Origin of the sequence: Brevundimonas bullata, from assembly GCF_014207965.1 — a bacterium.
GTDB lineage: Bacteria > Pseudomonadota > Alphaproteobacteria > Caulobacterales > Caulobacteraceae > Brevundimonas > Brevundimonas bullata_A.
In genome coordinates this window covers 26,579-53,529 of sequence record NZ_JACHLM010000008.1, presented here as the reverse complement: position 1 = coordinate 53,529, position 26,951 = coordinate 26,579, and the positions used below count along the sequence as shown (strand labels likewise).

At 67.2% G+C, this 26,951-nt stretch carries 27 protein-coding genes; 13 read left to right on the top strand and 14 right to left on the bottom strand.

The features are described from left to right. Positions 1-2 precede the first annotated feature (2 nt). Genes HNP51_RS17515 through HNP51_RS17495 form a run of 5 tightly spaced genes read right to left on the bottom strand, consistent with a single transcriptional unit; the run spans position 3 to position 4,766 of the window. Complete coding sequence (locus tag HNP51_RS17515) at positions 3-971, bottom strand: lactoylglutathione lyase (RefSeq protein WP_221415995.1); 969 nt, start codon at positions 969-971, stop codon at positions 3-5. Between the two features lie 49 nt (positions 972-1,020). Next, the gene (locus tag HNP51_RS17510; protein WP_184273747.1) at positions 1,021-2,214 is read right to left on the bottom strand and encodes a thiolase family protein; all 1,194 of its coding nucleotides are present in this window, start codon (positions 2,212-2,214) and stop codon (positions 1,021-1,023) included. After that, positions 2,211-2,609, bottom strand: a complete 399-nt coding sequence (locus tag HNP51_RS17505) for an OB-fold domain-containing protein (protein WP_184273745.1) — start codon at positions 2,607-2,609, stop codon at positions 2,211-2,213. Before HNP51_RS17505 ends, HNP51_RS17510 begins: the two co-directional genes overlap by 4 nt. Positions 2,610-2,644: 35 nt before the next feature. Beyond that, a complete protein-coding gene (locus HNP51_RS17500) occupies positions 2,645-3,448 on the bottom strand; it encodes an enoyl-CoA hydratase/isomerase family protein (RefSeq protein ID WP_260398578.1) in 804 nt (267 codons plus the stop codon). 37 nt (positions 3,449-3,485) lie between these two features. Continuing rightward, a complete protein-coding gene (locus HNP51_RS17495; protein ID WP_184273742.1) occupies positions 3,486-4,766 on the bottom strand; it encodes an MFS transporter in 1,281 nt (426 codons plus the stop codon). A 241-nt stretch (positions 4,767-5,007) separates the two neighbouring features. Between HNP51_RS17495 and HNP51_RS17490 the strand changes: the two genes are divergently transcribed. The 3 genes from HNP51_RS17490 to HNP51_RS17480 all read left to right on the top strand — a co-directional run bounded on the left by HNP51_RS17490 (position 5,008) and on the right by HNP51_RS17480 (position 8,850). Beyond that, positions 5,008-6,027, top strand: a complete 1,020-nt coding sequence (locus HNP51_RS17490) for an NADPH:quinone oxidoreductase family protein (protein WP_184273739.1) — start codon at positions 5,008-5,010, stop codon at positions 6,025-6,027. 183 nt (positions 6,028-6,210) lie between these two features. Then, on the top strand, positions 6,211-7,842 hold the full coding sequence (locus HNP51_RS17485; protein WP_184273736.1) for an AMP-binding protein: 1,632 nt from the start codon (positions 6,211-6,213) through the stop codon (positions 7,840-7,842). A 111-nt stretch (positions 7,843-7,953) separates the two neighbouring features. After that, positions 7,954-8,850 (top strand): fumarylacetoacetate hydrolase family protein, encoded by an 897-nt coding sequence (locus tag HNP51_RS17480; protein ID WP_184273733.1) that lies wholly within the window; start codon positions 7,954-7,956, stop codon positions 8,848-8,850. On the opposite strand, the gene HNP51_RS17475 is transcribed toward HNP51_RS17480, so the two are convergent. Then, positions 8,847-9,620, bottom strand: a complete 774-nt coding sequence (locus HNP51_RS17475; protein ID WP_178828817.1) for an SDR family NAD(P)-dependent oxidoreductase — start codon at positions 9,618-9,620, stop codon at positions 8,847-8,849. The two genes, HNP51_RS17480 and HNP51_RS17475, sit on opposite strands and share 4 nt — an antisense overlap. Before the next feature lie 250 nt (positions 9,621-9,870). On the opposite strand from HNP51_RS17475, the gene HNP51_RS17470 reads away from it, so the two are divergent. Continuing rightward, positions 9,871-12,330 (top strand): TonB-dependent receptor, encoded by a 2,460-nt coding sequence (locus HNP51_RS17470; protein WP_184273730.1) that lies wholly within the window; start codon positions 9,871-9,873, stop codon positions 12,328-12,330. A 263-nt stretch (positions 12,331-12,593) separates the two neighbouring features. Here the strand turns inward: HNP51_RS17470 and HNP51_RS17465 are convergent, their stop codons facing one another. Both HNP51_RS17465 and HNP51_RS17460 read right to left on the bottom strand, forming a co-directional pair. Beyond that, positions 12,594-13,871 carry a cytochrome P450 gene (locus HNP51_RS17465; RefSeq protein WP_184273727.1) on the bottom strand — a complete coding sequence of 426 codons (1,278 nt, stop codon included), beginning with the start codon at positions 13,869-13,871 and terminating at the stop codon, positions 12,594-12,596. 106 nt (positions 13,872-13,977) lie between these two features. Next, positions 13,978-14,391: a limonene-1,2-epoxide hydrolase family protein gene (locus HNP51_RS17460; RefSeq protein WP_178828814.1), complete on the bottom strand. Its 414-nt coding sequence runs from the start codon at positions 14,389-14,391 to the stop codon at positions 13,978-13,980. 119 nt (positions 14,392-14,510) lie between these two features. Here HNP51_RS17460 and HNP51_RS17455 point away from each other — a divergent pair, with 119 nt between their 5' ends. Further along, positions 14,511-15,059, top strand: a complete 549-nt coding sequence (locus tag HNP51_RS17455) for a glutathione peroxidase (protein WP_184273724.1) — start codon at positions 14,511-14,513, stop codon at positions 15,057-15,059. A gap of 53 nt (positions 15,060-15,112) precedes the next feature. Here HNP51_RS17455 and HNP51_RS17450 read toward each other — a convergent pair whose 3' ends face one another. The 3 genes from HNP51_RS17450 to HNP51_RS17440 all read right to left on the bottom strand — a co-directional run bounded on the left by HNP51_RS17450 (position 15,113) and on the right by HNP51_RS17440 (position 18,116). Further along, a complete protein-coding gene (locus HNP51_RS17450) occupies positions 15,113-16,039 on the bottom strand; it encodes a zinc-binding alcohol dehydrogenase family protein (protein ID WP_184273721.1) in 927 nt (308 codons plus the stop codon). 81 nt (positions 16,040-16,120) lie between these two features. Then, on the bottom strand, positions 16,121-16,702 hold the full coding sequence (locus HNP51_RS17445; protein ID WP_218650511.1) for a 3-phenylpropionate/cinnamic acid dioxygenase subunit beta: 582 nt from the start codon (positions 16,700-16,702) through the stop codon (positions 16,121-16,123). A gap of 37 nt (positions 16,703-16,739) precedes the next feature. Beyond that, entirely contained in the window at positions 16,740-18,116 is a 1,377-nt protein-coding gene (locus HNP51_RS17440) for an aromatic ring-hydroxylating dioxygenase subunit alpha (protein ID WP_184273718.1), read from the bottom strand. 148 nt (positions 18,117-18,264) lie between these two features. Here HNP51_RS17440 and HNP51_RS17435 point away from each other — a divergent pair, with 148 nt between their 5' ends. Genes HNP51_RS17435 through HNP51_RS17405 form a run of 7 tightly spaced genes read left to right on the top strand, consistent with a single transcriptional unit; the run spans position 18,265 to position 23,942 of the window. Next, positions 18,265-18,483, top strand: coding sequence for a ferredoxin (locus HNP51_RS17435; protein ID WP_178828810.1), 219 nt, complete (start codon positions 18,265-18,267; stop codon positions 18,481-18,483). Further along, positions 18,480-19,874 (top strand): MFS transporter, encoded by a 1,395-nt coding sequence (locus HNP51_RS17430; protein ID WP_184273715.1) that lies wholly within the window; start codon positions 18,480-18,482, stop codon positions 19,872-19,874. Before HNP51_RS17435 ends, HNP51_RS17430 begins: the two co-directional genes overlap by 4 nt. Next, positions 19,871-20,629 carry an SDR family NAD(P)-dependent oxidoreductase gene (locus HNP51_RS17425; RefSeq protein WP_184273712.1) on the top strand — a complete coding sequence of 253 codons (759 nt, stop codon included), beginning with the start codon at positions 19,871-19,873 and terminating at the stop codon, positions 20,627-20,629. Before HNP51_RS17430 ends, HNP51_RS17425 begins: the two co-directional genes overlap by 4 nt. Before the next feature lie 27 nt (positions 20,630-20,656). Beyond that, positions 20,657-21,571 (top strand): VOC family protein, encoded by a 915-nt coding sequence (locus HNP51_RS17420; protein ID WP_184273709.1) that lies wholly within the window; start codon positions 20,657-20,659, stop codon positions 21,569-21,571. Then, entirely contained in the window at positions 21,571-22,383 is an 813-nt protein-coding gene (locus HNP51_RS17415; RefSeq protein WP_184273706.1) for an SDR family NAD(P)-dependent oxidoreductase, read from the top strand. Before HNP51_RS17420 ends, HNP51_RS17415 begins: the two co-directional genes overlap by 1 nt. A gap of 27 nt (positions 22,384-22,410) precedes the next feature. Further along, positions 22,411-23,238 (top strand): SDR family NAD(P)-dependent oxidoreductase, encoded by an 828-nt coding sequence (locus tag HNP51_RS17410; RefSeq protein WP_184273703.1) that lies wholly within the window; start codon positions 22,411-22,413, stop codon positions 23,236-23,238. Further along, positions 23,229-23,942, top strand: a complete 714-nt coding sequence (locus tag HNP51_RS17405; protein ID WP_178828804.1) for an SDR family oxidoreductase — start codon at positions 23,229-23,231, stop codon at positions 23,940-23,942. The genes HNP51_RS17410 and HNP51_RS17405 overlap by 10 nt, the downstream gene beginning before the upstream one ends. 1 nt (position 23,943) lies before the next feature. Here HNP51_RS17405 and HNP51_RS17400 read toward each other — a convergent pair whose 3' ends face one another. Next, positions 23,944-24,798 (bottom strand): SDR family oxidoreductase, encoded by an 855-nt coding sequence (locus tag HNP51_RS17400; RefSeq protein WP_184273700.1) that lies wholly within the window; start codon positions 24,796-24,798, stop codon positions 23,944-23,946. Between the two features lie 162 nt (positions 24,799-24,960). Here HNP51_RS17400 and HNP51_RS17395 point away from each other — a divergent pair, with 162 nt between their 5' ends. Continuing rightward, a complete protein-coding gene (locus HNP51_RS17395; protein ID WP_184273697.1) occupies positions 24,961-25,632 on the top strand; it encodes a TetR/AcrR family transcriptional regulator in 672 nt (223 codons plus the stop codon). A gap of 37 nt (positions 25,633-25,669) precedes the next feature. Here the strand turns inward: HNP51_RS17395 and HNP51_RS17390 are convergent, their stop codons facing one another. Beyond that, positions 25,670-26,518, bottom strand: a complete 849-nt coding sequence (locus tag HNP51_RS17390) for a fumarylacetoacetate hydrolase family protein (protein ID WP_184273694.1) — start codon at positions 26,516-26,518, stop codon at positions 25,670-25,672. Continuing rightward, positions 26,515-26,946 (bottom strand): hypothetical protein, encoded by a 432-nt coding sequence (locus tag HNP51_RS17385; protein WP_184273691.1) that lies wholly within the window; start codon positions 26,944-26,946, stop codon positions 26,515-26,517. Before HNP51_RS17385 ends, HNP51_RS17390 begins: the two co-directional genes overlap by 4 nt. Positions 26,947-26,951: the final 5 nt, after the last annotated feature.

Sequence of the window (26,951 nt, the reverse complement as noted above, 5' to 3'; positions counted from 1 at the left end):
GGTCAGCCCCTGTCTTCGCAGAACTCGAAGATCGCGCCGCCGAACTCGGCGGGGTCGACGCGAAGCAGGGCGCCGTCGACCGCCTCGCTGTGCTCGATCCGTTCGAACTTCACGCCCAGGGCGCGCAGGCGCTCCGCCTTGGCGTCCAGACCGTTGACCGAGATGCGGATGTAATGCGGGCCCGGCCCCCAGTTGTGCAGATAGCGTCCCGAAGGGCTGTCCCACTGGGTCGGCTGGATGACGTCCAGCGTCGCGCTGGTCCCCAGGTTGAAGCCGATGCGGGCGACCTTGTAGCCTTCCCCCTTCAGCTGCTCGACAGCGCCGGCGGGCCGGAGGTCCAGGTTGTGGTCGAGACGGCGAAGGACGTCGTCCAGATCACGGACGAGGAAGCCGCGGCCGACCACCCGGACCATGTCGCCGGGCTGGGGGTCGCGCGGGCGGGGCGGGGGCGTGGTGAAGGCTTCGGCCGGCATCTGGATCGCGGCCAGGGGAATGACCTCGATGCACAGCCCCCCGTCGACCGAGGGCTCATAGACCGGATTTTCCGGGGTGCAGCCGACCCACAACCGGTCGAACGGCATCTCAGGCGTCAGCTGCGCCAGGCGGAAAGGCTGACCCTTGCTGAGCAGGTGCTCGACGACGCCGCCGATATTGTCCGACACCAGGACGGTGGCGTGGGTCTTGATGGGGCGGAACGGACCCTGGAAGTCCTCGAGGCTCTTGAGGAAGCCCGGGAACATGGGGTCGCCGTGGTTGGGGAAGTCCAGGTGGCCCTGGGGCTCGACGCGGGTCGGCGAGACCGCGAGGGATTTGTGCACCCTCAGGAAGTGGGCGACATAGGGGTGGCCCGGAAAGGCCTGGCGCCAGTTGGCGTGGCCGTGAATGTCCAGCTTGCTGACAATCTGTTCGGCGGTGTGGTCAGCGTCGTGGACCATCAGGTCGCCGCTCAGCAGCAGGTCGTACAGGCTCATGTCGTTCTCCTTGCGTCGGCGGCGCGCGGGCGCTCGCGGATCGTGATCTTCAGTCTTTGACGAGAAGCAGGCTGCCGGCGAGGGGGCCGCCGCCGGAGGCGCAGACCGCGACGCGAGGGTCGCGAATCTGGCGGTCGCCGCCGCGTCCCCAGAGCTGGGTGCAGGCCTCGTGAACATAGCCCATGCCATGGGTCCGCCCGCCGGACAGCTGGCCGCCGTTGGTGTTGAGCGGCAGTGCGCCGTCCAGGGCGATGCGGCCCCCGCCCTCCACGAAGGCGCCGCTGCCCCCCCTGGGGCAGAGACCCAGGCCCTCGAGCCACATCATCGTCAGGATGCTGAAGCCGTCGTACAACTGGGCGGTGTCCACATCGGACGGCTTGAAGTCGGTGCGCGCCCACATGGCGTTGCCGGCGTCCGCCGTGGCGTTGGCGGTCAGGTCGACCTGGTCCCACAGATAGGGCTGGTTCATCGCCGCGCCTATGGCTTCGATGCGGACCGGCGGATTGCGCAGGTCCCTAGCCCGGTCCCGGCGGGTCAGCACGATGGCGGTGGAGGCGTCGCAATGGACGTCGCAGTCGAACATGCGCAGCGGCGTCGAGATCATCTTCGAGTTGAAATAGTCGTCCATCGTCATGGGCTTGCGCATGACGGCCTTGGGATTGAGCAGGGCGTTGCGACGCGCGTTGAGCGCGATCTGCGCCAACTGCTCCGGCGTCGTGCCGTACTTGTCCATGTGGGCGGCGGCGTACATGGCGGTGATGTTGACCACCGACAGGACATTGAACGGGGTGCACCACTGCCACATGAAGTTCCCGTCGCGCGGACCGGACTTGGCGGCGAGGCTCTGATCCTTGCTGCCGCTCGTGCGGTTGCTGGATTCCGTGATCGTGCGGAAGACCAGGACGTTGTTCGCCATACCCGAGGCGATGGCCATGGCCCCGTTCATCACGCCCGCCAGCGGCCCGGCCGCCTCATAGCCTCCGCTGAACCAGTTGCAGTCGAGGCCGAACATGCTCAGCACCGCCAGGGGACCGACGGGCGAGAAGCTGCTTCCGTTGGAATTGTCTCCCGGCCAGGAGCAGACGCCGTCGATATCCTTGGGCTGAAGGCCGGCGTCGGCGATGGCTTCCAGCGCCGCGTCCACGGTGAGTTGCATCGCCGAGCGGGAGGAGGGGCGGCCGACCTCGGACTGGCCTATGCCGACGATGGCGACGTTCTTTTCGAGGAACCGCGCTCCGGTCATGACGTCGCCCTTTCGAACAGAGGGATCCAGACGTCCTCGACCCTTTCGAAGACCACGCTCACGGGCATGCCCATCGCCACGGCCTCGGCCGGGCAGTTCACGATGTTGGACAGGAAGCGCAGGCCTTCCTGCTCCTCCAGTTCGACGATGGCGACGACATAGGGATCCGCGAGTTCGGGCGTCCAGGCCTGGCGGTTGATGGTGAAGGTCAGTACGCGGCCGCGTCCGGAAACGGGGACTGGGCCGACCTTCAGGCTGGTGCAGTCGCGGCAGACCGGGGCGGGCGGATGGAAGTAGCGCCGGCAATCGTCGCACCGATGCATGCGAAGCTCGCCGACCTCTCCGCCGGTCCAGAACGGTCGCGTCTCCGCGTTGAGCAGGGGGAGCTTTCTCACAGACGGGCCTCCGCAGCGGGGTGATGAGAATCCATCTAGCGCCCCGTGAAGGCGGGCGGGCGCTTTTCCCTGAAGGCGGCGGCGGCCTCCCGGCGATCCTCGGTCGACATCAGCAGGACGAAGAGGTCCTTTTCGAGCTTGAGGCCCGCGCGCAGATCCATCTCGAACCCGTCGCGCGCGGCCTCCTTGACATAGGCGCTGGCCGCGGACGGCCTGGCGGCGATACGTTCCGCCAGGGCCTGGGCCTCATCGATCAGGCTGTCGCCGGAAGCGGACAGTCGCGACACCAGGCCGATGCGCAAGGCTTCGGCCGCATCGATCCGGTCGCCGGACAGCAGAAGATCCAGCGCGGGGCCCAGGCCGACAATCCGCGGCAGGCGCTGCGTGCCGCCGCCGCCAGGAATCAGCCCCAGTCCGGTCTCGGGCAGGCCGAACACGGCGTTGGGCGCGGCCATCCGGATGTCGCAGGCCATGGCGATCTCAAGGCCGCCGCCCAGACAGTAGCCGTGGACGGCGGCGATCACCGGCTTGCGGACCTGGTCCAGGATCTCGATCCAGCCCGGCGTCATGTCTGCGCGAAGCGCCGGAAGAGAGGCGGCGTCGTTCTGGGACTTGATGTCGGCGCCGGCGCAGAAGCCGCGCTCGCCGGCCCCGCGGATGACGATCGCGCCGACTTCGGGGTCGGCGTCCAGGCGCACGAGGGCCTCGGAGGCCTCGCGGCGCAGGGCGGGATTGATCGCGTTGATCTGACCCGGACGATTGAGGATGATCCAGCCCACACGATTGACGTGTTCGATCTGGACGGCGGGGGCGAAGGCCTCGTCTGCCATGGTCGTCATGCTCCGACGAAGGTTTGAGGGGCGCGGGCGGCGGCGATCATTCGGCGACCCCCTCGGCGAAACGTTGCGAACGCCGCGCGGCGAACCAGGCGGCGAGGAAGTGAAGGCCGGACCACAGGCTGAAGATCATCACAGCGGCGATGCCGAACTTGAGCGAATGGGGCCCGCCGACCCGGTCGCTGACCACGCCGACGACCAGGGGGCCGACGCCGTAGCCGATGAGATTGGTCACAGCCTGGACCGAGGAGACGACCACGCCGCGCATGCGGGGTTCGACGCCCGTGACAAGGATGGCGTAGGCCGGGGCGGTGAAGGCGCGCGAGACGATTTCGAACACGATGAAGGCCAGGGCCACGACCAGCAGCGAGCCGCTCAGGGCGAAGACCAGGCCGGAGGCGCAAGCAAGGACGCAGGCCGTCATCGGCACGGCCGGCAGGGTCTGGACCCCCCAGCGCCTGACGACGCGGTCGCCGATCGGTCCGCCCAGGAGCGATCCCAGTGCGCCGAACAGGCCGACGCCGAGGCCGGCCATCAGACCCGCTTGCGGCAGGGTGAAGCCCTGGGTCCGCACCAGGAAGGACGCCGCCCAGACCGGAACGCCCGACATGGCCAGTGAGGCCAGGCCGACGCCGATGAAGGCGTGAAACACAGTGGGATTGGCGCAGACGAAGCGCAGGGTCTGCAAGGGGGTGGGGGCGGGCTCATCGGCCCGTCCGCCGAGGTCTCGCTCGCGGGCCGGCTCGCGCACGGTCAGGAAGATCAGCACCGCCAGGATCAGGCCCGGCACGCCGGCGACGAAGAAGGCGGCCCTCCAGCCGTAGTTGGCGGCGATGACGCCGCCGAGCAGGAGACTCGTGGCCGTGCCGAAGGCCGTGCTGGTCCAGAAGATCCCCATGGCGGTCGATCGACGCTCCTTGGGAAACAGGTCGGCGATCATCGACATGGCCGTCGGCGCGGCTGCAGACTCCGAGGCTCCGACCGCCAGGCGCGCCATGACGAGCGCCGGGTAGCTCTGGGCGAAACCGCAGATCGAGGTGCAGACGCTCCAGATCGCCACGACGGCGGCCAGCAGCTTGGTCCGATTGACCCTGTCGATCAGCCAACCCATGGGCAGGCCGGCCAGGGCGTAGGTCAGGCCGAAAGCCAGTCCTGTCAGCACGCCGAGCTGGCTGTCGGAGAGCTGGAACTCGGCCTTGACCGGTTCGATCAGGATCGACATCACCGTTCGGTCGATGGAGTTCGACACATAGACCAGCGTCAGGATGATAAGCGTATACCAGGCGCCCTTGGCGAGTGGCGCGGGCTTGGCGTTCGACATGGTCAGACCCCGACCTGGCGGGCGGAATGCGATGTCGCCCAAAGGCTGAATATGACGGGCACCAGATATCCTCCGCGCGCCTGAAACGGCGTCTCTTTAGGCGAAGCTAGATCAGCGTTTGTAATTCGGCAAGCGGAACAGATTTCTCGTATCAGAATTTATTTATTGTCAGCCACGGGGTGTTTGCATAGGGGGGAATGGCGGGCCGGCTGGCGCTCGCGGATTTTTCCCGGAGCGTGTCGTGCGAGCCCTTCAGAGCCTCAAGCCGGGCGGTCCGGACACGCTGGAGATCCGCGACGTCGAAGCCCCGGTTCCGGGGCCGGGCCAGGTCGCGGTCGCCGTCCACGCCTGCGGCGTCAACTTCCCCGACAGCCTGGTGATCGAGGACTGCTACCAGCTGCGGCCGACGCGGCCCTTCTCGCCCGGCAGCGAGCTGGCGGGCGTGGTGAGCGCGACGGGGGAGGGGGTGACCTCCCCGGCGATCGGCCAGAGGGTCTCGGCCTCCCTGCCGTTCGGCGCCATGGCCGAGACGGTGGTGGTGTCGGCGGATCGTTGCATCGTCATTCCCGATACCATGCCGTTTGACGAGGCGGCCGCGCTCCAGGTCACCTACGGCACCGTCTATTACGCCCTGCGCGGTCGCGCGGCCCTGCGTCCCGGGGAGACCCTGCTCGTTCTCGGCGCGGGCGGCGGCATTGGCCTTGCTGCGGTCGAGCTGGGCAAGGCTCTGGGCGCGCGGGTCGTCGCGGCGGCGTCCTCGGCGGAAAAGCTTGAGGCGGCGACCGCCCTGGGGGCGGACGTCGGCCTTGTCTATCCGCGCGAGATGGGCCCGTCGGACTCCCGGGCCTTCGCCGAGGCGATCCGGGCGGCTTGCGGCGGGACCGGCCCTGACGTCGTCGTTGATCCGGTCGGCGGCGCCTACGCCGAGCCGGCCTTCCGCTCCATCGCATGGGAGGGCCGCTATCTGGTGGTCGGCTTTGCGGCCGGCATTCCCTCCATGCCCCTGAACCTGACCCTGCTGAAGGGCGCGCAGATCATCGGCGTCTTCTGGGGGGCCTATATGGCGCGCGATCCCCAGGCCGGAGCGGCCGACATGCGCGCATTGATGGATCTGTACGTCGCTGGCAGGATCAGGCCGCAGGTCTGGGAGCGCTATCCCCTCGAAGAGGGTGGTCGGGCGATTTCACGCCTGGCGTCGCGTCAGGCGCGCGGGAAGATCGTGGTTGAGGTGGTTTGTTCTGGAAATAGAATGAAGGCCTGATATCAGAATTCTTCTGGACCGAGCCGAGCGGCGCGGCTAGTTTCCGTCCTGGTCCGGCGATGCCTGGTCAGGACCTCTGTGAGGCGGCGCGGCCGCTGGAATGGAACAGGCGGCCCCTGACTGTCGTCGAGAGGCAGGGCTCCGCAGGCGGCGGCCAAGCGCGTCTGCACCGAGGATGAACGGATGAATGCGATGATCGGCACGATGGAACAGGGATGGCGAACCGGCCTCCGCGACACCCCGATCGCGGCCCTGAGGCGGGCGGTCGCCGCGCACCCCGACAAGGTCTTCCTGGACTTCAGCGGCGAGACCCATACCTATGCGGCGTTCGACCGCACGAGCAACCGCTTCGCTCACGTACTTGAGGACCTGGGTCTGACGGCGGGGACGCCGATCGTGTCCATGCTCGACAACAATGTCGATGCGGTCACGACCTGGATCGCCGCCAACAAGATCTCCCTGATCAGCGTGCCGCTGAACACCGCCCTGATCGGCCAGTTCCTGCGCCACCAGATCGAGGACGCCGGGGCCAGTCTGATGGTGTGCGAAGCCCGCTATCTGCCCCGCCTCCTCGAGATCGAGAACCAGCTCACGACCTTGAAGACGGTGCTGGTCCGCGGGACCTGGGAGGCTGCGCCGGATTCAGGCCTGAACATCCAGCCTCTGGACGCCTATCGTGGAACCGACGACAGCGCCTTCGAGGTCCTGCCCGATCCGGGCGCCCTGAACGCCCTGATCTACACCTCGGGCACGACGGGTCCGTCCAAGGGCTGCATGATCACCGGCAACCAGATGTGCCATTTCGCGCGGATGCTGACGCGGTCTGCGCCCTTCGGTCCGGACGACATCTACTGGACGCCCCTGCCGCTCTTCCACATGAACGCCATCGCCACCGGCGTCGTCTCGGTGATGCTGGTCGGCGCGACCATCTCCTTTGCGCCCAAGTTCTCCGTGTCCGGCTTCTGGCCGGCGATTGAAAAATCCCGGGCCACGGTGGTGTCGATCCTGGGCTCGCTGGGCACGCTGCTGGCGCGCGCTGACGATCATGAAGCCATGGCCCGCTGCTTCGGCCAGGTCCACACGGTCAAGGGCAATCCCTTCCCCGAGGAGATCAAGGCGATCTGGCGAACCCGCTTCGGCGCCAGGAAGATCGGCTCCAATGTCTATGGCCTCACCGAAGGCCTGCTGACCTCCATGCCAGCCGACGGCGCCTATGCCGAGGGCTCGTCGGGCAAGGCGGCGCCCGAGCTCGACGTCCGCATCTTCGACGACCAGGACAACGAGGTTCCCATCGGCGTCGCCGGCGAGGTCGTGTGCCGGCCGCTGATGCCGGACATCATCTTCAAGGGGTACTGGCGTCGCCCCGAGGACACCCTGAAGGTCATGGGGAACCTGTGGTTCCACACGGGCGATATCGGCAAGTTCGACGAGAACGGCTTCTTCTACTTCGTCGACCGCAAGAAGGACTACCTGCGCCGGCGGGGCGAAAACATCTCCAGCTTCGAGATGGAGAGCTCGATCCTGACCCATCCGGCGATCGAACAGGTCGCTGTTCACGCGGTGCCGTCGAATCTGCAGGAGGACGACCTCAAGGTGACGGCCAAGCTCAAGCCGGGCGCCGCGCTGTCCGAAGCGGAGCTGTGTCGCTGGTTGATCGAGCGAGTGCCCTATTATGCGGTTCCTCGCTACATCGAGTTCCGACCGGAACTGCCGGTCAACCCGCAGGGGCGGGTGCTCAAGTTCCAGCTTCGCGACGAGGGCGCGACCGCGACGACCTGGGATATCGAAACGACGGACATCAAGCCGGCCCGCTAGTCAGCCGGCGAATGGCGACGCGCCATGCGGCGCGCGCTCCGGTCCTGGCTGCGGGCGTGCGTTCCATACCTCCGGCGCGCCCTGGCGGCCGCCGGTCCTCAGGAGGCTGAGATGCGGCTCTTGTCGTTTGAACTGAATGGCGCAGCGACCGTGGGCGTGCGGGTCGGCGAAGAGGTGGTGGATCTGTCGATCGCCGCGCCGCAACTGCCGCGGGACATCCGTTCGCTGCTGGCCGCCGGGCCCGAGGCGCTCGCCGTCGCCGAGGCGGCGGCCGCGTCGGCGAATGCGACGGCGCGGCGCCCTCTCGAGGGCCTGCGCCACCTGACGCCGATCCCTCGCCCGGACAAGATCATCGGCCTGGGCAAGAACTACATGAAGCATGTCGAGGAGATGGGGGCGGATGTCCCGACCTTCCCCGGGATGTTCCTTCGCACGCCGGATTCCCTGGTCGCCCACAATCAGGCTCTCTGGCGGCCCGAGGCGTCCGACACCCTCGACTACGAGGGAGAGCTGATGGTCGTCATCGGCCGGGGAGGGCGGATGATATCGCGCGAGGAAGCCCTGTCGCATGTCGCCGGCTACGCCTGTCACAATGACGGCAGCGTCCGGGCCTACAACTACATTCCCGCAGCCGTAACCGCCGGCAAGAACTTCCTCAGGACCGGCGGATTCGGGCCTGAGATCGTCACCGCGGACGAACTGCCGCCCGGCTGCAAGGGCCTGCGGCTGTCCACCTCCGTCAACGGCGAACTGCGCCAGAGCGCCGACATCGCCGAGATGCGCTGGGACGTGGCCCACCTCATCCATCTGATGTCGACGATCTTCACCCTCTATCCCGGCGACCTGATCGCCACCGGGACGCCGTCGGGCTGCGCCGCCGGCTCGCCGGACCCGCAGTGGCTGACGCCCGGCGATGTCGTCAGGGTCGAGATCGAGGGGGTCGGCGCCCTGGTCAATCCCATCGAGGACGCCCCCAGGGTCAGGACCGACCTCGAAGTGAGGCTCTAGCGCACCATCATCAGGCCGCCGTCCACCGCCAGGGTCTGGCCGGTGATGAAGCGCGAGGCGTCGCTGGCGAGGAAGACCAGGACGGGCGCCATGTCCGCGTCCGGATCGCCCAGCCGACCGCCAAGGGGGATCATCATCGCCATGCCCCGGTCGTGCGCCTCCAGCTGTTCGGGCGTCATTCCCGCCCGGGTGGCGTCGTACATGGGGGTCCACATACCGGGGGCGATCGCATTGACAGAGATTCCGTAGGGGCCCCACTCTTGGGCGATCGTGCGGGTCCAGGCCAGGACAGCGCCCTTCGAGGCGGCGTAGTGGGCGCAGCCGCGAAGGCCGAGCGCGCCGGCGGCCGAGGCGAAGTTGACGATGCGGCCGCCCCGGTCCTTCAGGTGAGGAAAGACCGCCTGGTTGGCGATCATGGTGCCCCGGGCGTTGACGCCGACGACCAGCTCCCATTCCTCGTCGGTGATCGCCTCTGCGGGGGTGTAGCGCTGCACGCCCGCCGCGTGGATCAGGACGTCCAGCCCGCCCATGGCCGCGACCGCACGATCGACCGCCGCGCGCGTCGATGCGCGCGAGGACACGTCGCAGGTCTCGTAGGCGAAGACGCTTGAGGGCGGGCTTTCGGCCGTATCCGCCGACGGCCCCGAGAGGTCGAGGCCCGTGACCATGGCGCCGGCCGCCGCCAGGGCGCGGGTTGCACTGGCGCCTATGCCGCGTGCAGCGCCGGTGACGATGATTTTCTTGTTCGCCAGGGTGGAGGTCTCGTCCATGGTTCTCTTCCTGCGGGCGGCGCCCGATAAGTATTTAAAGTCAAACAGCTGTGGCGTTTACTTCCGCCGGTTCAGGCTTTGCGGCTCTGCGCTCGACCCCCCCGGTCCGTTCTGGATTGTGAAGGCGTCATTCTTATCTGAGACATTTATTCTTGCGACAGATTTTAAATTCTGTTTAGTTTTTCCTCAACACGACGCCTTCAGGCAGTCGTGAAACACGGGGCGATAGACCCCACCGGGGAGGTTAAAGATGTCGATCACCAACGGCCGACGTGTGTCCAGATCTCTACACCGCAGCGCTCTGGGGCTGCTGGCCTGTACGGCCCTTACCGCGCCTGCCTATGCGCAAGACGCCGCGCCCCAATCCGGCGCCACCCAGCTTGATGAAATCGTGGTCACGGCGCGCCGCACGGAAGAGAATCTGCAATCCACCCCCGTGGCGGTCACCGCCGTCGGCGCGGAAGCGCTGGAGCGGAACCAGGTCGCAGACGTCACCGACCTGCAGCGCACCGCGCCGAGCCTGAGCGTGGCCACCGGCGCTCCAAGCGCCTCCGGGTTCGCCTTTGTCGCCATTCGCGGGCAGGGCAATCTGCAGGCCCTCGTCTCCAACGACCCGGCCGTGGCCATCTATGTGGACGGGGTCTATATCCCGCGTCCTTCGCAGGGGCTGACCGACCTGCTCGACCTGCAGCGTGTCGAGGTTCTGCGCGGACCCCAGGGAACGCTCTTCGGCCGGAACACCGTCGGGGGGGCGCTGAACATCATCAGCGCCGATCCGACGGGCGAGTTCGGCGGAATGATCCGCGTCGAAGCCGGCAGCTATGACCAGATGGGCGCGAGCCTGGTGCTCAACACTCCCATCACCGAGCGCCTGTCCGGACGGTTCGTGGCCAGCACCAGGGAGCGCGACGGATACGGCAAGAGCATCCCCCTCGGCCGGGACGTCTGGGATCAGAGCAGCACCTTCTTCAGGGGCAAGCTCAAGTATGAGGATGATCGCGCCCGGGTGGTCCTGTCGGGCGACTACAACAAGATCGAGGACAACGGCCAGTTCACGGCCCTGCTCGCCTATGCGCCCCAGGTCTTCGGACCGACCGGTTCCTTCGGTCCGTTCGGCCTGGCGCCGATCCTCGACGCCTCGCTTCACCGCGACGGCAGCTTCTACACCAGCTACGCCACCGGCTATTTCAAGCCCGTGAACAACCCGAACTTCGCAACCCTGCCTGCAGAGGTGCGAGCCCTGTATGACAAACCGCTCGGCAACCAGGTCGAGGCCTACGGGTTCGGGCTGGATGCGTCGATCGACATCGGTCCGGTGACGCTGAAATCGATCACCGGCTACAGGTTCAGCGACTCGGACGGGGTCATCGACACCGACGGAACGCCGGCTCCCATTCTGACCACCTGGGCGGGCTACTCCTCGGAGCAGTGGTCGCAGGAATTCCAGATCAGCGGCGCTTTCGGCGAACGCTTCAACTATATCGCGGGCGTCTACTATTCCGACGAGACGGGCGCCGAATTCAGTCGGTCGCAGAACTTCGGCTTCCTGCCCTACAACGCCGCGACGCGCCCCTATGCCGGACTGGCCGGCCAGAACTACGCGGACGTCACCAACACCTCCCTCGGGGTCTTCGGCCAGGGCTACTACCAGCTGACCGATACCCTGCGCATGGCCGCCGGCCTGCGCTGGACCTGGGACAGCCGCGACACCGTCCTCTACAATTACAGCACCTGGGGCGTGCCGGGCACCTGCAGCGTGGCCAAGCCCGACGTCGCCGGCGTCTGCGCCCAGACCCAGGAAGTCGAGTTCGACTATCCCGCCTGGACCCTGGGTCTCGACTGGCAGATGACCCCCGACGTCTTCGCCTATATCCAGACGCGCGGCGCCTCGAAGTCGGGAGGATGGAACACCCGGGCCGGCAGTCTGCCGGCGTTCGAGCCCGAAAACGTGCGCGACGTGGAAGGCGGACTCAAGGCGACCTGGTTTGATCGACGCCTTCGCACCAACCTGGCCGTCTTCCATACATGGCAGTCGGACGTGCAGCGCCAGGCTGCGGCCCTGACGCCGGCGGGGGCGAGCACCCAGTACGTCGTCAACGCGGGCGATGCGCGCGTCTACGGGGTGGAGCTGGAAGGCGCCTACCGTCCTTGGGCGGGCATGGAGCTGGCCGGCAATATCAGCCTGATGGACGGCGAGTACGAAAGCGGCACCTTCGTGGAGCAGCAGTCCGTGCCCGGCGCCAACCTGCCGGGCTGCGTCACGGCGCCGAGCGGCACCTCGTCCATCTGTCCTGTCGATCGGAGCGGCGAGGAGCTGCCGCAATTGCCGAAGCTTCAGTTCAGCGTGGGGGCGACCCAGGTCCTTCCCACGACGTTCGGCAGCGTGACCCTGCACATGGGCTACGCCTACCTCGGCGAGCAATACTACGGGCCGGTCACCGCCTCGCCGCTGCAGCCTGCGGTGACGCAGGCCCTCTACGCCGAGACGAACAAGCTGAATCGCACGCCTGGATACGGACTGTTGAACGCCCGCTTCTCCATGCAGTTCGACGCGCAGGACGTCGAGTTCGCGATCTACGGCAAGAACATCCTGGGCGAGCAGTACAACGTGCGCCAGCTGTCCGACCTCTACTCGTCCGGTCTCGGCTTCGCCACAAGCTTCATCGGCGAGCCGACCACCTACGGCGCCTCCCTGACCAAGCGCTTCTAGCGCCTCTCTCTTTCTATCTCTCTCTCTCGAAACTCTCGCCGCCGACCGGGCTTCCGGTCGGCGGTTTTTTCATGAACGGGCCTGAGGGAGGGGCTCTTTGCAACGGCAGGGGCTGGGGCAGGGACCGCGACGGGCTGGAGCCCGCGCCCGCCGCGGCGCCCGGAGGCGGCCTTGCCGGCGAGCCCCAGCCCAAGAAAAAGGGGCCTTCACCCTGAGGTGAAGGCCCCTGCGGAGCGGTTCGCGGTGTCGCGGGTCTGGAGGCCCTAGGGGGCGTCCCAGACCACATGGACCGCGTCGGGGCCGCGCAGCGATACGCCGCGGACGACCGGACGGGGGAAGGCGGGGTCCAGCCTCAGGTTCGGCAGCAGGTCGAGCAGGAGGCCCACGGCCTCCTCGATCTCCACCTTGGCCAGCCACATGCCCACGCACATATGGGCGCCGAAGCCGAAGCCGAAGGCCGCCATCTGCTTGCGGTCGATGTCGAAGACGTCGGGGTTTTCGAACACCGTCTCGTCCCGATTGGCCGAGCCGACGCAGGCCGAGATGATGGAGCCCTTGGGGATGACCACGTCCTGCAGCGTCACGTCGGCCTGGCATTCGCGCACCTTGAAGGTGGCGACGGCGTCATGGCGGACGCTTTCGTCCAACACCTTGCGCATCAGGGTCCGGTCGGCGCGAAGACGTTCGAGCACCTCGGGATGGTCGAAGAGGTGGGTCATCATGATCGCGAAGGTGCGCGAGGTGGTCTCGGAGGCTGCAGGCAGCATCATGCGGACGAAGTTGGTGATCTGGTGATCGTCGAGCGTGCGGCCCTCGAATTCCGCCCGGATCAGGCGGCTGATGAGATCCGGACCTTCGGCGCCCGAGGCCCGCCGCGCCTGGACGGCCAGGAGGGTGGGTTCGTACAGTTCCTGGAAGGCCTCGAAGGCCGCTCGCTTCGCCTCAGGATTATTGGCCATGCCGCCCAGCACCTTGAGGGCCTTGGTGGCGAAGGTCTCGAGGGCGGCCGGGTCGTTGTCCGGAAATCCCAGGACGGCGTAGACGACGTGAATCGGGAACATGACGCCGACCGTGCTCACCAGCTCGGCCTTGCCGAGCGGGATGAGCGGCTCGATGAAGGAGCGCTGGATCAGGGGGCGGATATAGGTTTCGCGCCACTCCTCCATCACCGCGGGGGTGAAGGAGGGCTGCAGAATGCCGCGCAGCTGGCGGTGTTCGTCGCCGTCCAGACCCGTGATCATCAGGCCGTCGAGGAAGGGGCCGAGGCCCGTCTCCATCAGGATGCCGCTGGTGAAGGTCTTGGTGTCGCGCAGCACCTTCATGACGTCGGCGTGCTTGAAGATGGTGTAGATCGGCCGGCCTGTATGGCCCGCGAAGGAGGCGGAGCCGAGTTCGGCGCAGATGTCGCCTTGCATGACGGGCTTGTTGGCGCGGTGTTCGCGATAGATTCTGTCGAGATCGCCGTCGTCTCCGGCGAACAGGGCGCCGACCTGGGCGAAGCCTTCGGCGAGGGAGGCGTTGGGTGCAGGCTGGGTGTTCATCGATAGTCCTTCCTGGGGTTCGGCCCGCCTCGCGAATGCGGGCGTGCTCTGTTTTGGATAGAGAATAATATTCTGAGGGACTTGTCCATCAGGCGATCGGCGTTCTTCAGTCCTTGTCGGGCTCATGGCCGTGAATGGCGGCGATCGCGGACGGGTCCGTGTAGTCGCGCCAGCGAACAAGCTTGCCGTCGTCGTCCAGTTCAAAGACGCCCGCGATGGAAAAGGCGGCGATCTCCCGACCGTCCGCGGCGACGAGGCGGTCGATCCGCTCGGTCAGGACGATGTTGCCGCAGGCGGCGATATGGACGGTGTCGACCAGGATCTTCGCATAACCCATGGCCGCTTCGAAGCGCGCGCCCAGGGCGAGGGCCTCATCGACGCCAATGGTTTCGGACAGGCCCATATTGGTCCATCGCGTGTCGGGCCGGAACAGGGCGCGCAAGGCCTTTTCCAGCGGCTCCGGACCTTCGGACCAGGCGTCGAGGAAGGCGCTGACGATATCGACGGGCGTGCGGTTCACGGGGCGGTCGCTCCTTGTTTTTGGCCTGTGGAACGGCGTTTGCGGCAGCGGAGCCCGGGGGAATGGGCTAGGCTTGCCGGTGCGAGCCATGATCCTCGCGCGACAAGGATTGCCCCCCGATGAGCCCTGCGATCTCCGCCATTCCCCTGACCCGCATCGATGGACAGACCGACAGCCTGGCGGACCACGCCGGCCGGGTCCTGCTGATCGTCAACGTCGCCTCGAAGTGCGGCCTGACGCCTCAATACGGAGGCCTGGAAGACCTCTACCGCACCCATCAGGCGGCCGGTCTCGAGGTGCTGGCCTTTCCCGCCAACAACTTCAACGGCCAGGAGCCGGGCGCTGACGACGAGATCGCCGGCTTCTGCCGGACCAGCTACGACGTCACCTTTCCCCTCTATTCCAAGATCAGCGTGAAGGGCGACGATATCCATCCGCTCTACGCCGCGCTGACGTCGCTGCGGCCCGAGACGGTGGGCGACGGCCCGATGCGCGAACGCCTGGCCGGATATGGCGTCCCCGTCGGCGCACCGGGCGAGGTCGTATGGAATTTCGAAAAATTCCTGATCGGCCGCGACGGTCAGGTCCTCGCGCGGTTCGCGCCGGACGTCGAGGCCGCCGATCCGCGGTTGACCGCGGCCGTCGAGGGCGCGCTGGCGGCCGGCTGAGGCCGCAGGGGCTTGCGGGTCGCGGAGGCGCTCACTGTCCTCCGCGACCCGCATCAACCCACCCGGGCCGTGATCTTGGCGTGCGGGCCGCGGACCTGGGCGGCCCAGGCCTCGGCGAGGTCGGCGAACTCATGATCCGCGTAGTCGACCTCGATCGCCTGCGCCTTCTGCATCGCCAGCAGCCTGCGCCATATGGCTTCGCGGTCGGCGGGCGGCCGCTGCCCCGTGCCGATGCAGGTGAGGGTGCGAAACAGGAGGTCGCCGATGTTCAATTCGACGACCCGCCCGGCGCCGGTGCCTATGGTGATCAGCCGCGCCCCCCATTTCGTCGCCTTGACGGCGGACAGGAAGGGCTGGCCGAAGACCAGATCCAGCACGACGTCGAATCCTTCGCCGCCGGAAGCGGTCTTCAGCTTTTCGACGTCGTCGCTTCCGCCCATGGCGACGGCGGCGTCGGCCAGGCCGCGTTCCATCAGCCTGTCGAGGCCGGCCCGGCTGCGCGCGGCGGCGACGACACGGCCGGCGCCGAGATTCCGGGCGAGCTGGAGGCCGATCTGTCCCAGAACCCCGGTGGCGCCGAGGATCAGCACGCGCTCGCCGGGCTGGATGTTCGCCGCTTCCAGAGGCACCAGGACGCCGGTGCCGGCGATGCCCATGGTGATGGCGGTGCGGTCGTCGACGTCGTCGGGAACATCCCAGACCTCGGCGGCCGGAACGAGCGTCTTTTCGGCCCAGGCGCCCCAAGGCGCGACGGATCGCTCCCCGAAATAGACCCGGCGCCCGTCTTCGGCGCGGCCGACGCCTTCACCGCGGATCACGCAGGGATACTGGACCCCGAGGCGATAGGCCCCGAGGACGTCCCAGCCGCCGAGGCCGGCGGTGTCCACCGTGATCAGGACGCAGCCGTCCTGCGGGGCGGGCTCGGGAAAGTCCTGGAGGACGGGGGCGGCTCCGTCGCCCGATATGACGCCTGCGCGCATGGAAAGGCTCCTGGTTCGGGGGGGGGAGGCGCGCGCCAGCCGGCGCCGAAGGATCGGCGCCGGCGGCTCGCGGCCGTCGGTTCAGAGGAAGATGGCGAGGTTGGGGAAGCCCAGAACCGTCTGGTCGACGATGATCTCGCGGCGGGCCAGCTTGATGCCGTCGTCGTAGCGACGCAGCAGATCGTGGCGGACGCAGCTGAGGAACAGCAGGTTGGTTTCCTCGAAACGGCTGCGGCTGCAGAGCAGATAGCTCTTCACCTCGAACTCGTCGGGATCGTCGGTGGAGTCCACGAGGATGTTGGTCACCAGCCTGCGGGTGCGCGAGGGGGGGTCTTCGGCCCAGGCGCTGCGGGTGTCGGTGATGCGGCCGACGCGGCCCCGGATCGAGGCGTAGGTCTCGTCGAAATGCATCACCGTGCGCACGATGGACTGTGCGTGCTGGTGCAGGGGGCGGGTCTGGCGCACCGGGCAGGTGTAGCGCAGGTCGACATCGAGCCGGGCCACCCATTCGGCCAGACGGATCTCGTCCAGCAGCCAGGCCTCCTCGTACAGGAACTCGGTGATCTCATTATAGGCGGGAGAGCCCACCGGCACGCGGTTGGGGCGGAAGGGGGCATCCGAGGCGACGCTGACGTCGGTGGGGATGACGGCGTTCATGGTCATGGTGTTGTGATCCTGATGATGGCGGCGATGATGATGATCAAGCGGGGGCGTTCATCAGTTCGCGATAGGCCAGCCACCAGTTCCACTGGGTGTCGTCCTTGGTGAAGCCCTCATAGACCAGGGCGGGGCCCGGCCAGTCGGGGCGGGGAGGGGTGGTGCAGACCGCCTGGTACTTCATCGTGATGTTGCGGGCGGCTGCGCCCTTGGCCGTCTGGGTGATGTGCGGCCAGGTGTCGGAATCGTCCTGTTCCACCATGCCGGAGGTGCCCAGCATGCGCACCGCGAACTGCAGCGCCTTCTGCTTGTGTTCTTCGGGCGCGTCCTTTTCGGCCAGGATGTAGTTGCAGAACTCCAGTTCGTCCGGACCCTTGGGAATATAGGTGTGCAGCGACGTCAGGCCGATGATCTCGCCGTCGGGTTGCGGCACGTAGATGAAGGCGATCAGGACGTTGGGGAACATGCCTCCGACCTGGGGCGGGCTGTCGACCAGAAGGCCCAGCTGTTCCGGCGACAGGTTCCGGATCAGCTCGGGAAGCATCTCCTTGGTGATGCCGGGCGGCGGCACGATGGCCAGCTTCTCCTCCAGCGTCAGATTGCCGTCGCGGAAGCCCGCCGCCTGCTTGAACTTGTTGGCCACGGGCATGCAGCGCAGGGAGTGGCCCTGGAGCGAACTGACTTCCGTGCCGTACATGGAGGTGGTCAGGTCGCCGTCGCCGAACTTGGCGAACTCGCCGAGCCAGCGGTGCAAAGTCAGGGTGTGGAAGCCGTCGGAGGCGGATTGCTCGCAGGCCGTCTTCCAGTTGGCCTTGATCGTGAAGCGCTGCGGCGGGCCGAGGGCCTCCAGGCCCTTGTCCGTCCGGCAGAACAGCATGTCGTAATACCACTTCATCTCGCCGAGGAACTCGTCGAACGAAGGGCCTTCCAGGTTCCAGGTGGCGAAGATCAGGCCGCCGTAGAGATGGCTCCGCGCCTGGGTCAGGCCGAGCTTCTCCTTGGGCAGGATGTCGCCGTGCATCTTCTCGCCGGCCACCGGGGCGCCGATGAAGTCGCCGTCATTCTTGAAGGCCCAGCCGTGGTAGATGCAGGTGTGGACCTTGGCGTTGCCGGCGTCGGCCGTGCAGACGCGCATGCCGCGGTGGGGGCAGACGTTCAGCATCACCCGGATCGAGCCGTCCTTCTGGCGCGTGATCAGAACCGGGTCCGACCCCATCAGGCGGGTGATGAAGTCGCCGGGATTGGGAATCTCGCTTTCGTGGCCCAGCAGCAGCCAGGTCTTGCCGAAGACCTTGCGCATCTCGATGTCGTAGAGCTCGGGGTCCGAGATCGCCCTGAGCTGAACTTCCCGCGTCTCGATATTGATCAGGTCGTCGATGGTCGTCCCGTCCGAAAGTGTCGTCCGTGTCCGGTCCAGCATGTCTTTCCTCCTGGGCGCTGAGCGCCACATAATTTTGAACAGAGGTGGCATTTCTGTATAGAAAATGCAACTCATCGATTTGTTGAGGAACGACGGGCCGCAGGCCCCCGGAGAAGTCCCAAAGGGACGCCCGGCACGGAGGAAGAAGATGAGTGCAACTGCGATCGCGCATCGCGTCGTCGCCGACCGTAGCGCCTGCTGCGGCTACGGGACGTGCGTGGAAATCTGCCCCGAGATCTATCAGCTCGAGGGCGGGCTGGTGGTTCTGACCACCGAACTGGTCCCGCCCGAGCTGCTCGAGCGCGCCATTGAAGGCGCCGAATCCTGCCCGCAGGCGGCCATCGTTGTGGAACCTGTCGAAGGATGACCGCCCCGTCAGTCGCGGCGAGCCCGACGGCGCGCGTCCGCAGCGATCGCAGGCCGCCAGGCCTGCTGTCTCTGTCGCTGATGGGCATTCCTCTGACCGCCCTGTCCCTGCCGCTGGTGGTGATGATTCCCGAGCATTACGCCACGGTTCTGGGGCTGCCCCTGGCCGTCATCGGCGTCATTTTCACCAGCGTGCGCGTCTTCGACATCGTGGTCGATCCCCTGCTGGGCGCGGCGATGGACCGGACCCGAAGCCGCTGGGGCCGCTACCGGCCCTGGCTCATCTTTGGCGCGCCGGCGCTGATGCTGGCGGTCTATCTGCTCTTCATGGCCCAGCCCGGCGTGGGGCCGCTGTATCTGCTCGCGACCCTGACGGCCGCCTTCCTGGGCTGGTCCATCCTGTCGCTGGCCCAGCTGGCTTTGGCTTCCGGTCTTGCCACCAGCTACGACGAGCGATCGCGCGTTTACGCCTGGCTGCAGTTTGCTTCGCTGCTGGGCATTCTGACGGTCATGGGCTTTCCCATCCTCCTGTCGAAGCTTGGCGAAACCGGCCTGGAGCCGACGCGCCTCATGGGCTGGATCATCATCCTGCTGATGGCGCCCGCCGTGGCCCTGGCCGCCTGGCGGGTGCCCGAGGCGGCGGCCGTCACCCAGCGTCACATCGTCGGCCTCAAGGATTATCTGGCCGTGGTGGGGCGCAAGGCGGTGTTTCGCATCGCCGCCATCGACCTGTTGTTCGGGCTCGGTTTCGGTACGGCCTCGGCGATGCTGGTCTTCTTCATCACAGCGGCCAAGGGGCTGGATCGAAGCGCGGTCGGCGTCGTCCTCATCGCCCAGGTCGTCACCGCCATGATCACCGTGCCGGCCGTCGCCTGGCTGGCGCGTCGGCTCGACAAGCATTTCGTACTCGGGATTTCGGGCGTCCTCGCTGCGGTCGTCAGCGTGGTCTTTGTCTTTCTGCCTGACGGGAACCTCCTGGCCGCCTCCCTGGGCATGATGGGCTGGGGACTGTCGTTCGGCGCCTTCAACCTCCTGCCGCGGGCGATGATGGCGGACGCGGGCGACGAGCTTCGGCTGGACTCGGGCTCGGACCAGACCGGCGTCCTCTATGCTCTGCTGATCAGCAGCTGGAAGCTGGGCGGGGCGTTGGCCGTCGGCCTGTCCTTCGCGGCTCTGGCCCTGGTCGGCTACAAGCCCGCGCTGATGGCGACCAATACGCCGGAGGCCATATCCGGTCTGGAGATGGTGTTCGCCGGTCCGTCGGCGGTTCTGTTCCTGCTCGGCGCCTGGCTGGCCTTCACCTACCCCCTGACCCGTGACAAACACGCCGCCATCCGCGCGGCGCTGGACGCCCGAGACGCGCGGGCGGCACAGGAAGGAGCCCCCCTGTGACGCGCCGGCTGGAGGGACGGGTCGCCCTGATTTCCGGCACCGGCGGCGGCCAGGGGCGGGCGGCGGCCCTCAGGTTCGCCGCCGACGGCGCCGTCATCGTCGGATGCGACGTCAACGCCGAGGCCGACGCCGAGACCCTGCGGCTGGTCGCCGAGGCCGGCGGCGCCATGACGACCATGGTCTGCGATCTCGGCGATCCGGAGGGCGCGGCGGCCTGGATCGCCAGGGCCGTCGCCGAGCACGACCGCATCGACATCCTCTACAATAACGCCTCGGCCGCGCGGTTCGGCTCGATCGCCGAACTCTCCGTCGAGGACTGGCGCTTCACCATCCGCAACGAACTCGACCTGGTCTTCCTGAGCATGAAGTTCGCCTGGCCCTATCTGGCCAGGCAGGGCGGAGCGATCATCAACGTCGCTTCGACCGCCGGATGGCAGGGGTCGCGCGGTAACGGCACCGCGGCCCACAACGCCACCAAGGGCGGGGTCATCGCCCTGACGCGCCAGGCGGCGCTGGAGGGGGCCGCCCACGGCGTGCGCGCCAACAGCATCAGCCCGGGCTTCATCATCACCCCCGGCACGCGCGCCTTTGTCGAGAATCCGGCGGTGCGCGCCCAGCTGACCAGCGGAATTCCGCTCGGCCGGCCCGGCGAACCGGAAGACGTCGTCGGCATGGCCGCCTTCCTGGCCAGCGACGAGGCCGCCTTCATCACGGGCGCCGACTTCATCATCGACGGCGGCACCACCGCCTGCTGAAAAACCTGCAAGACAAGGATCAGGACAATGGATATCCGCGGCATCGGCTATCTCGGCTTTGAGAGCCCCAATATCAGCGCCTGGCGCACCTATGGCCCCGAGGTGCTCGGCCTCGCTGTCGCCCCGTCGCCTGAGGACGAGCCCGAGTCCCTCTATCTGCGCATGGACGACCGCCGCTATCGGTTCGCCTTCCAGCCCGGCCCCATCGACAAGCTGGCCTATATCGGCTGGGAATGCGTCAACCGGATCGCCTTCGAGAAGGCCGTCAAGAAGCTCGAAGACGCCGGCATAGCCGTGGAACACGGGACAGACGATCTGCGGGCGCGCCGCGCCGTGCGCGACGTGGTCCGGTTCAAGGATCCCGTGGGCTACCAGTACGAACTCTTCTACGGCCAGAAGGGCGAGCCCGACTCCTTTATCCCCGGGCGTCGCCACGGCGGCTTCAACACCCATGGCCGGGGCTTCGGCCATGTCGTGGTGATCACTCCTGAATACGGTCCGGAGCTGGATGATTTCCTGATCAACATCATGGGCTTCCAGTGGTACGGCTCGGGCGCGGGCAAGGGCAAGACCGGCTTCTACCGCGCCGGGCTCAACAACCTGACCAGTCATGACATCGGCTACGGCCATGCGCCGGGCCGGATGGGGGTCCAGCATATGGGCCTGCTGACGGGCGATCTGCGCGACGTCGGCGAGACCTGGGACATCGTCAACAAGCGCGGCATCCCGGTGCAGATGACCCTCGGCCAGCACACCCAGGATCCCCATTTCTCCTTCTATCACTTCTCGCCGTCCGGCTTCGCCGTCGAGGTGATCGCCGAAACCCATCCCTGGCCGGGCGATCCGTTCGAACTCAACGCCGAGCGTCTCAGCTACTGGGGGCATGAACTGGTCGGTCCGATTCTCGGGACGACGGTCCGTACGCCTGAGGAACTGCTCTGATGGGATTGCTCGACGGCAAGGTCGCCCTGGTCACCGGCGGCGGCGGCGGCATCGGCAGAGGCATCGCCCGCAAATTCGTCCGCGAGGGCGCCTCGGTCATGGTGGCGGAATACAACGACGACTACTGCGCGACGATCCGTCAGGAGTTGGTCGAGGAGCTCGGCGGTCAGGCCGAGGTGCTCAAGGCCGACGTCAGGGTGAAGGAACAGATCCAGGGCGCGGTCGAGGCGACCGTGGAGCGGTTCGGCGGCATCGACATCCTGATCAACAACGCCTTCACCCTGAGCCCCAAGGTCCTTCTCGAGCACAAGACAGACGAGATGCTCGACGCGACCCTGCACTCCGGCCTGTGGGCCGGCTGGTGGGCGATGCAGGCTGCACGGCCGCACATGATCGCCAGGGGCGGCGGCTCGATCGTCAACTTCTACTCGATCGACGTCGAAACCGGGGCCTGGCTGAACTCGGACTACAGCATCACCAAGTCCGCCCTGCGCGGCCTGACCCGCAGCGCGGCGCACGAGTGGGGCCGGTTCAACATCCGGGTCAACCTGCTGTCGCCGGCGGCCATGGGCACGGTGTTCCAGAAGATGGCGGCGGACTCGCCGGGGTTCGCCGAGCGGGTCGCGGCGATGAAGCCGCTTCAGCGCAATGGAGATCCCGAGGAGGATATCGCACCGGTGGCGGTCTTCCTGGCGTCGGACATGGCCCGCTTCGTCACCGGCGAACTGATCAATGTCGACGGCGGCCTGCATATGCCGGGGTATCAGTCGCGGCCTGGCAACGTGGCTGAAATGGAACAACAGGGCGGCTGAAGCCGACGACGAGAGGGAGGCGAGGGTATGGCGTTATTGGATGGGAAGGTCGCGCTGGTCACCGGCGCGGCGGGGAGCATCGGGTCAGAGACGGCCCTGGCCCTGGCCGAGCAGGGGGCGCGGGTGTTGTTGACCGATCTCCGGGCGGCCGAACTTGAGGCGGTGACCGAGCGGCTGAAAGGGCAGGGGCACGACGTCGCCTGCAAGGCCGGCGACCTTTCTAGCGAGGACGACATCCGGGCGGTGGTCGAAACCTGCGCGAAGATCTTCGGCGGCGTCGATATTCTCGACAACAACGCGGGGGCGACGGGCTTTTCCTCGCGCGACCTCGACATCCCGGACATGCCGGTCGAACTCTGGGACCAGGTCCAGGCGATCAACGCCCGCGGCCCGATGCTGTTCTGCAAATACGCCATTCCCTCCATGCTGGAGCGGGGCTCGGGATCGATCATCAACATCTCGTCGGGCCAGTCCCTGTCCGGCGACGTGAGCAATTTCGCCTACGCCGCCAGCAAGGCGGCGATCAACGCCCTGACCCGGCATATGGCCACGGCCTATAGTCCCAGGGGGGTGAGGGTGAACGCCATCGCTGCGGGTCTGATCATCCAGCCCGGTATGGAGCAGCGGCTGCCGGCCCATATCCAGGACATCTTCCTCAGTCACTGTCTGGTGCCGCGACTGGGCGTGCCGCGCGACATCGCCAACATGGTGGTCTTCCTGGCCTCCGAGCTGAGCAGCTATGTCACCGGCCAGATCCTCTCAGTCGATGGCGGCTTCACCGCCCATCTGCCCAGTGTCGCCGACATGCGTCCCACCATCGAGAGCATGAAGAAGGCGCCGGGCCAATGGACCTGAAGGGAAAGACGGTCGTTCTCACCGGCGCCTCGACCGGCATCGGCGCGGCGACGGCGCTGGAGCTCAGCCGGGCCGGCTGCAACCTGGTCCTGACCAGCCGCCGCCTGGAGAAGCTGGAGGCCCTGGCGTCGACCCTGCCTGGGCCCAGCGTCCTGCTGGCCGCCGACATCGCCGAGGCCGGGACGCCGGAGCAGTTGCTGGCCCTGGCCAAGGAAGGGTTCGGACGCGCCGACGTGGTCGTCAACAATGCCGGCGTCATGGCGGTCGGGACGATGGACACCATCGACCTGGACGCGGTCAGCTACATGATCCGTGTGAATTTCGAGGCGGTGGTGCGCAGTTCCTACGTCTTCGCCCGCGAATTCCGCAGCCAGTCGTCGGGTGCGATCATCAATGTCTCCAGCATCAGCGCCTATCTCATCTCGAGGGCGGGCGGGGTCTACGGCGGGCTCAAGCACGGGCTGGAGGCCTTCACCCAGTCGCTGCGCATCGAACTGGCGGGCACCGGCGTCAAGGTCGGCACCATCGCGCCGGGTTCGACCTCGAGCGAAATGTTCGACAAGATGATGGCCGCAGCCAAGGTCGAGAACCCGGTCGCGCTCGATCCCGAAGACATCGCTCGCGCCATCCGCTTCATGCTGGAGCAGCCGGACCGGGCGAACATCGCCCGGCTGGCGCTCTATCCCCAGGGAGAGGCCTACTAGGTCACTCGGCGGCGAGCGCGGCCTCGCGCGCTCGCCCCAGATCCTGCATCTCGCGTTTCAGCGTGGGGTAGTAGGCGATCGCGCCCTGGAGCCCGCCCGACACGTCGATCGAGGCCGCGCTGAGGAAGCTGGCCAGGTCGCTGGCCAGGAAGAGGCAGACATGGGCCACCTCCTCGGGTCGGCCGAAGCGGCCCAGCGGCACGATCTTGACCACCATCTCAAGGAACTCCTCGCGGCTGATGGTCGAGGGCATCTCCTTGTAGTGCCGATCCCACTGACCGGTGTCGATCCAGCCCATGTTCAGGCTGTTCACGAGAATATTGTCCTTGGCCAGTTGCTGTCCCAGGAGCTTGGACAGGGCGATGCCGGCCGCGCGATTGGTCACCGAGGGAATGCCGTCGGGCGTCGGCAGGGCCCCGGCCAGGGCGTTGATGTTGATGATGCGGCCCCATTTCTGCTTGCGCATGTGCGGAACCACCGCCTGCACGAAGCGGAAATGAGCGACCTGGATATTGTCGGCGTGGTCGAGGATGTCCTCGGGCTCCAGGGTCTCAAGGCTTCCGCCCTTGCCCTGGCCGGCGTTGTTGACCAGCACGTCGACCCCGCCCCAGGCCTCGGCGACCTGAGCCGTAAAGGCGCGCACCGCAGCAGTGTCGCGCACGTCCAGGGGCACCGCGATCACCTCGGCGGCCCCGAGGGCCCGCAGGTCTTCGGCGACGGCCTCCAGGGTGTCGGCGCTGCGCGAGCAGATCGCCAGGCGCACGCCTTCCCGGGCGAAGGCCGTTGCGACGGCCCGACCGATTCCGCGGCTGGCGCCGGTTACGATCACCCGTTTGGCGCTGAGATCGATATGCATGTGCGACGGTCCTCCAAGGCATGAAACAGGCGGATCTTCCTGTAATTTTCTATACAGGATTGGCTATTATGTATCGAAATATCGTCCTGACAGGCGGGCGCGGTTTGCGTGATCGGTCCCGACCGGATACGGTCCCGCCTGAACTCCCGGAGCAAGATACGTATGACCGTCAGCGCCAGAAGGGCTCGCCCGGAGGCTCCGGTCGAGCGTTCGGCCCTCACAGACGCCGCACCGCCGGGCGCGCCTGCGCGCAAGCGCCGTGCGGATCCGCGCGCCGCCAGAACGATCGAGAACATCATCACCGCGGCTCAGAACGTGATGATGAACCACGGCACGCCGCGGATCACCGCCCAGGAGGTCTGCGACGCCGCCGAGATTTCCCGCGGGACCCTCTATCGCTACTTCCCCTCGATGGAGGCGGTGCTGGAGGCCGTAGTCCTGCGTCTTCGCACCGAGACCGACGAAGAGCTCAGCCACGCCATGGCGGGCTGCAAAACGCCGGCGGAGCGGTTCGCCGCCTTTCTGAAGTACAGCGTCTCCAACAATGAAACTCACCGCGGGGCTCAGTTCCTGCATGTCGAGCCAGCCTTCGTGCTGCAGTATTTCGAGTCGAACTTCGACCATTTCATTGCGCGGGTTCTCACGGCGCTGGAGTCGGTGTTCGACGCCTGGGAGCGCGACATCGGCGTGGTGGTGGACCGGAGCGCCATCGCCGAAATGATGGTGCGGCTGGCGCTGAGCGAAACCATTGTGTCGGCGCGCGACGGCAAGCCCCTGGCGCTGCGCCTTCAGGCGACGATCGACGCCGTCCTCAGGGCTCTGAAGCCGGCCTAGGCTCTCGCCGTCACGTCCCGCGGCGGAACGCCGCCGTTCAGGTCGGGGTCTTGGGGCCGACGACATTGCGCAGGGCGCCAACGCCCTCCAGCACGACCTCGACGAGGTCGCCCGGGTTCAGATATCGCCCGGAGCCCTGACCGACGCCTTCGGGCGTGCCGGTGAACAACAGGTCGCCGACGCCGAAGCTCACCCGGGCCTGGACGAAGCGGATCAGTTCCGAAACATCCCAGGTCATGTCTGCTGTGGTTCCATCCTGACGGACTTCGCCGTTGATCGTGGTGGACAGGCGCAGGGCGGGGCTGCCGGCCGGGAACTCATCGCGCGTGACGATCCAGGGGCCGACCGGGGTGGCCCGGTCCTGGCTCTTGGCGGCGTAGAGATCCATGCCGATGCCCGGCGGGCCGCTGCGTTGCAGGTCGCGGGCGCTGACGTCATTGCCGGCGGTATAGCCGAGGACGCAGGCGAGGGGGGCGTCCAGGTCGATCTCGTCCGTGCCGATCACCACGACCAGTTCGCACTCATAGTCGAGCTGTTCGGTGAGGGGCGGGTACCGGATGGGATCGTTCGCGCCGATCAGGGCGCCGAAGGCCTTGAGAAAGGCGATCGGCTGGGCAGGCGCAGCGACGCCGAATTCGACCAGATGCTTGCTGTAGTTGGCCCCGGCGATGACGACCTTGCTGGTGCGCTCGCACGGCGCGAGCAGCCTCAGCGTCGACAGGGCGCGGGCTGGGCCCTCGAACCTCAGGGCGGCTTCGCCCTCGCCGCGCGTGACGCCGGGACCCCAGTCGGCGATCCCGCCGGAGATCGGACGGGCGGCGTCAGCCTCGGGGTCGACGACGGCCCAGAAGGGGGCGCCGCCGTCGCTGCATAGGGCCAGTTTCATGCGGTCAGTCCTGAATTCTTCAGCCCGTCGCGCAGGCGCCCGGCGACGGCGCGAGCGCGCTCGCCTTCCTTGCAGGCGAGACGGGCCATCAGCGGCGTATTGTCGAAGATGGGCGCGTCCGCCGGCTTGCGGCCCACGAGCATGAAGTGGGTATGGACGGCGTTGTCGCCGAGCGAGATCACCGAGGTCTTTTCGAAACCGGAGGCTGAGAGGCCGGCCGAGAGGGTCTTGATCAGCGGCCCGAAGCCGGCGGCGGCGGCGTCCGAGATCGAGCCGACGCCCTGGTCGTGGTCGCGGGTGAAGACCATCAGCACGCCGGCTGCCTCGCGCATGGCGACCACGCCCCAGTGTTCGCCGTCGAGCACCAGGTTCTCGGGCGGAGCCGTCTCCAGCATCGTGCAGATCTTGCAGTCGGCATGGCGGGGCATCGGAG